The 4,126-nt window shown below is 64.2% G+C and carries 3 protein-coding genes; 2 read left to right on the forward strand and 1 reads right to left on the reverse strand.

Annotation, left to right across the window (positions count from 1 at the left end; translation table 11 throughout):
• Positions 1 to 69: 69 nt before the first annotated feature.
• The gene (locus EN994_RS20690) at positions 70 to 1,188 is read right to left on the reverse strand and encodes a LacI family DNA-binding transcriptional regulator (RefSeq protein ID WP_063169765.1); all 1,119 of its coding nucleotides are present in this window, start codon (positions 1,186 to 1,188) and stop codon (positions 70 to 72) included.
• A 558-nt stretch (positions 1,189 to 1,746) separates the two neighbouring features.
• On the opposite strand from EN994_RS20690, the gene EN994_RS20700 reads away from it, so the two are divergent.
• Together EN994_RS20700 and EN994_RS20705 are read left to right on the forward strand one after the other, a co-directional pair.
• The gene (locus EN994_RS20700; protein WP_013528381.1) at positions 1,747 to 2,709 is read left to right on the forward strand and encodes a sugar-binding protein; all 963 of its coding nucleotides are present in this window, start codon (positions 1,747 to 1,749) and stop codon (positions 2,707 to 2,709) included.
• Positions 2,710 to 2,881: 172 nt separating this feature from the next.
• Positions 2,882 to 4,126, forward strand: a 1,245-nt coding sequence (locus EN994_RS20705; protein WP_164746040.1) for a sugar ABC transporter ATP-binding protein, incomplete at its 3' end; no start/stop codon positions are given.

Below are 4,126 nucleotides of genomic sequence, written 5' to 3' on the forward strand. Positions count from 1 at the left end.
GCTCTTCGTCCCACTGGTCAGGTTTCCCTAACGGTCGAAGGTAAGCCAGCGCGGGCCCGCCGAGTCGCGTTACCCTACCACCCCCCGTACACTCTCCCGCTCCACCAGCGGACACTCCAGCTTCGTGATCGGATACCGCCCCCGTCCAGGCGCCGCCGGCGCTTCCAGCTGTTCGATCGCCCATTGGCCCATCGCCATGTGCGGCAGGATCGAGGTCGTCAGCGGCGGGAACAGATGCCTGGCGATTTCCTCGTCGTCGTAGCCGACCACGGAGATGTCCTGCGGAATGTGCAGGCCGGCTTCCTTCAGCGCTTCGTAGCAGCCGATCGCGGTGCGGTCGTTCTGGCAGAAGATGGCGGTGGGCTTATCCCTGAGCGCCAGCAGCTTGACGGTGGCGGCATAGCCGGCGCTGGCCGACCAGTCGCCCTCGACCACCAGCTCGGGATCGAACGGGATGTCGGCCGTGGCGAGCGCGCGGCGGTAGCCCTTCAGCCGGTCCTGTGCCGCCTGCATCCACGGCTCGCCGGTGATGGTGGCGATGCGGCGGTGGCCGTGGCTGATCAAATGGCGGGTCGAGCTCTGGCCGCCGGCGATCTCGCTCGGCACCACGGACGGGAAGGCGTAGTCCGCCGTGTAGCAGTTGAGCAGGATCACCGGGATGTCGAGGCCGTAGAGATAGTCGGGCGCTGTGATCTCGCGGGTGAAGATGGTCATGTAGATCAGCGCCGAAATGCCCCGCTTGGTCAGCGCTGAAATAGCGCGCGGCTCCATGACGGAATCGCCCAGCGTCTGCGCCACCAGAAGCACGTTGCCGGCATTCCACGAGGCCTGGCGCGCGCCCTCGATGGCGACCACGGCTTCGGGGCTGGTGGCGAGCTGGTCGACGGCAAAGCCGATCACCCCGTCCAGCCCTTCGAAGGCGGGCCCCTCGAAGGCAGGCAATGCCGGGTGAAGCGCCTCGAAAGCGGGCGCGGTGTAGCCAAGCGTCCGTGCGGCCTCGATCACCCGTTCGCGGGTCTGCTGCGACAGCTTGATCCCTGGCGAATTGTTGAGCACGAAGGACACGGTCGCCTGCGAGCAGCCGGCGGCCCTGGCGATATCGATCATGGTGACGCGGCCCTTGGCGCCCTTGGCCGGCGCCTTGCGCCGCCTCGCTGTGTCGCTGGCCCGATCCGTCGTCTCGCTCATGGCAAATCCCAGTCTGGCTGGCCGGTCAGGCCGGCAAGGTGGCGTGACGCCGTCGATTTATCGGAATAACGTCAAGCTCGTTTATAACTATTAGTATGCCGGAGGTCCATCCGCCACGCATCTCCATACAAGCGAAAGCTCAATTAACAAAAGGCCTGGGCGGCTGCCCAGCGGTGAGGGCGGCACGCCGGCGGGCACACCGCGAAACCGCTGGCATTGGCTCGGAACTAATACTGTTTACTAATACAAAAATGCGCTGTACCGTCAATCGTCGCATCCGGCCGGTCACGTCCGGGGCGACGGGAGAGTACGAAAAATGGCCCGGTGGCGAGCGGATCCTATCTCCGCAAGCCTTGTCTCGGATATGTGATATGTCAGACAAATCGGACTATTTACGAATGAAGGATGAGTCTCTAAGGTCGCTGTCGTGGCTGGAACGACGCCATTCTTTCGGTGCCGGGAACCCCTTTGAGGAGGAGGGCGTCCACGCTGCAAACGGCAAATCAGGTCAGTGCAAGATCGGCCGGTCCAACGACTGAGCCAAACGGGAGGTTGAACATGAAATCCTTGATACGCAATGCATCCGTAGCCGCGACCGCGCTGCTGCTTGGCCTGTCGGCCACGGCAATCGCGCGCGCCGACGACAAGCCGACGCTGGCCTTCGTGGTCAACGGCGCTTCCGATTTCTGGAAGGCCGCCGAAGCCGGCGTCAAGAAGGCGCAGGGCGAACTGCCCGACTATACGCTCGAGCTCAAATATCCCGAGCAGTCCTCGGTCGCCATCCAGCAGCGGCTGATGGACGATCTGGTGACCGCCGGCGTCAAGGGCATCATGGTCTCGGCCGTCGATCCCAAGACCTCGACCGATGGCCTCAACAAGATCGCTTCGGAAACGGCGCTGTTCACCACCGACTCGGACGCCCCGCAGACCAAGCGCGTCGCCTATATCGGCTCGTCCAACGTCGATGCCGGCAAGCAGGCGGCCGAAATCGCCAAGAAGGCGATGCCCAATGGCGGCAAATGCCTCGGCTTCGTCGGCCTGCTCGGCGCAGACAATGCCAAGGAGCGCATCCAAGGCATGAAGGACGGCCTGGCCGGCACCAAGATCGAGTTGATCGACGTGCGCGGCGACGACATCGACCAGGCGCGCGCCAAGAAGAATGTCGAGGACGCGCTGGTCGCCAGCCCCGACGTCACCTGCATGGTCGGCTTCTACTCCTACAACACGCCGCGCATCTATGAAGCGCTGCGCGACGCCGGCAAGCTCGGCTCGATCACCGTCGTCGGCTTCGATGACGATCCGATCACGCTCGGCGGCGTCAAGGAAGGCACCATTGCCGCCACCGTCGTGCAGCAGCCCTTCGAATGGGCCTATCAGGGCATGAAGCTGATGGCTGCCTATCTCAAGGGCGACAAGTCGGGCATCCCGGAAGGCAACCTCATCATCATCCCGACCAAGATCATCGGCAAGGATGACGTCGACGCCTACGCCGCCAATCTGAAGGCGATGGCCGGAAACTAAGACTTGAAGCAGTTCAGCCGGCTCAACGTCGCTTGGGCCGGCTGCTCGCATTGACGAACACCGCGAGGATCGTCAGTCTGCCAAAAGCCAAGAGCATGATCCCGAAAAGTGGAAGCCGGTTCTCGGAAAAGATCATGCTCAGAAATTGGCCCGCCAATCGCTGTCAGGCATGATGAATTATTCCGACACATCCATTGCTGCATCCGTGACCGCCCCGTTCCTCAGCCTTGAGAACGTGCGCAAGACCTATCCGGGCGTCGTCGCGCTCGACGGCTTCTCCATGGAGGTCAGGCCGGGCGAGGTCATCGGCCTTGTCGGCGAAAACGGCGCCGGCAAATCGACGTTGATGAAGATCCTCGGCGGCGTCACCAGGCCCGACAGCGGCACGATCACCGTCGACGGCACCGCGCATGACAGGCTCTCCGTCGAAGCCAGCCTGGGATCGGGCATCGCCTTCGTCCACCAGGAACTCAATTTGTTCGAAAATCTGGACGTCGCCGCCAACATCTTCTTCGGCCGCGAACCTTTGCGCGCCGGGCCGCTCAAGCTCGTCGACCGCGCCAAGCTGCGCACCATGGTGGCGCCGCTTTTGAAGCGCGTCGGCGCCAATTTTTCCGCCGACACGCCGGTCGCGACCCTGTCGCTGGCGCAGCAGCAGATGGTCGAGATCGCCAAGGCGCTGTCGATCGAGGCGCGGCTGGTCATCCTCGACGAGCCGACATCCAGCCTGCCGCTCGCCGAGACCGACAAATTGCTCGACGTCATCAAGGCGCTGAAGGCCGACGGCATCAGCGTCATCTTCATCTCGCACCGCCTGCACGAGGTCGAACGCGTAGCCGACCGCGTCGTGGTGCTGCGCGACGGCATGCTGGCCGGCACCTTGCCGAAGAGCGATATCGGCCACGACCAGATGGTCAAGCTGATGATCGGCCGCATGCTGAAGGAGCGCGAGAAGGCCTCGGAAGCGGCGCGTGCGCCCGGCGCCGTAGCACTTGCGGCCAAGGCCATCCGCACCCCTGCCTATCCCGGCCGCCCGGTCGATCTCGACGTCAGGCGCGGCGAAATCCTCGGCCTCGCCGGTCTTGTCGGTTCCGGCCGCACCGAGCTGGCGCGGGTGTTCTTCGGCATCGATTCGAAGCTCGGCGGCGCGCTGGAACTCGACGGCAAGCCGCTTGCGCTGGCTTCCGCGGCCGACGCCGTCGCGCACGGCATCTTCCTGGTTCCGGAAGACCGCAAGCTGACCGGTATCCTGCTCGACCTGTCGATCGCTCAGAACATTTCGCTGCCCAATCTGCCCGCGCATGCGCGCCGCTCCCTGGTGTCCTCAAGCGCCGAGACCTCCACCGCCGAGAAGCAGAAGAAAGACCTCGGCATCAAGGCGCCTTCGGTGCAGACGCGCACCGGCACGCTGTCGGGC

It is taken from the genome of Mesorhizobium sp. M7A.F.Ca.CA.002.09.1.1 (genome assembly GCF_003998555.1).
GTDB lineage: Bacteria > Pseudomonadota > Alphaproteobacteria > Rhizobiales > Rhizobiaceae > Mesorhizobium > Mesorhizobium ciceri.

Bases quoted from the DNA above. Each gene is read 5' to 3' on its own strand.
- EN994_RS20690 (WP_063169765.1), bottom strand. From the start codon at position 1,188: ATGAGCGAGACGACGGATCGGGCCAGCGACACAGCGAGGCGGCGCAAG.
- EN994_RS20700 (WP_013528381.1), top strand. From the start codon at position 1,747: ATGAAATCCTTGATACGCAATGCATCCGTAGCCGCGACCGCGCTGCTG.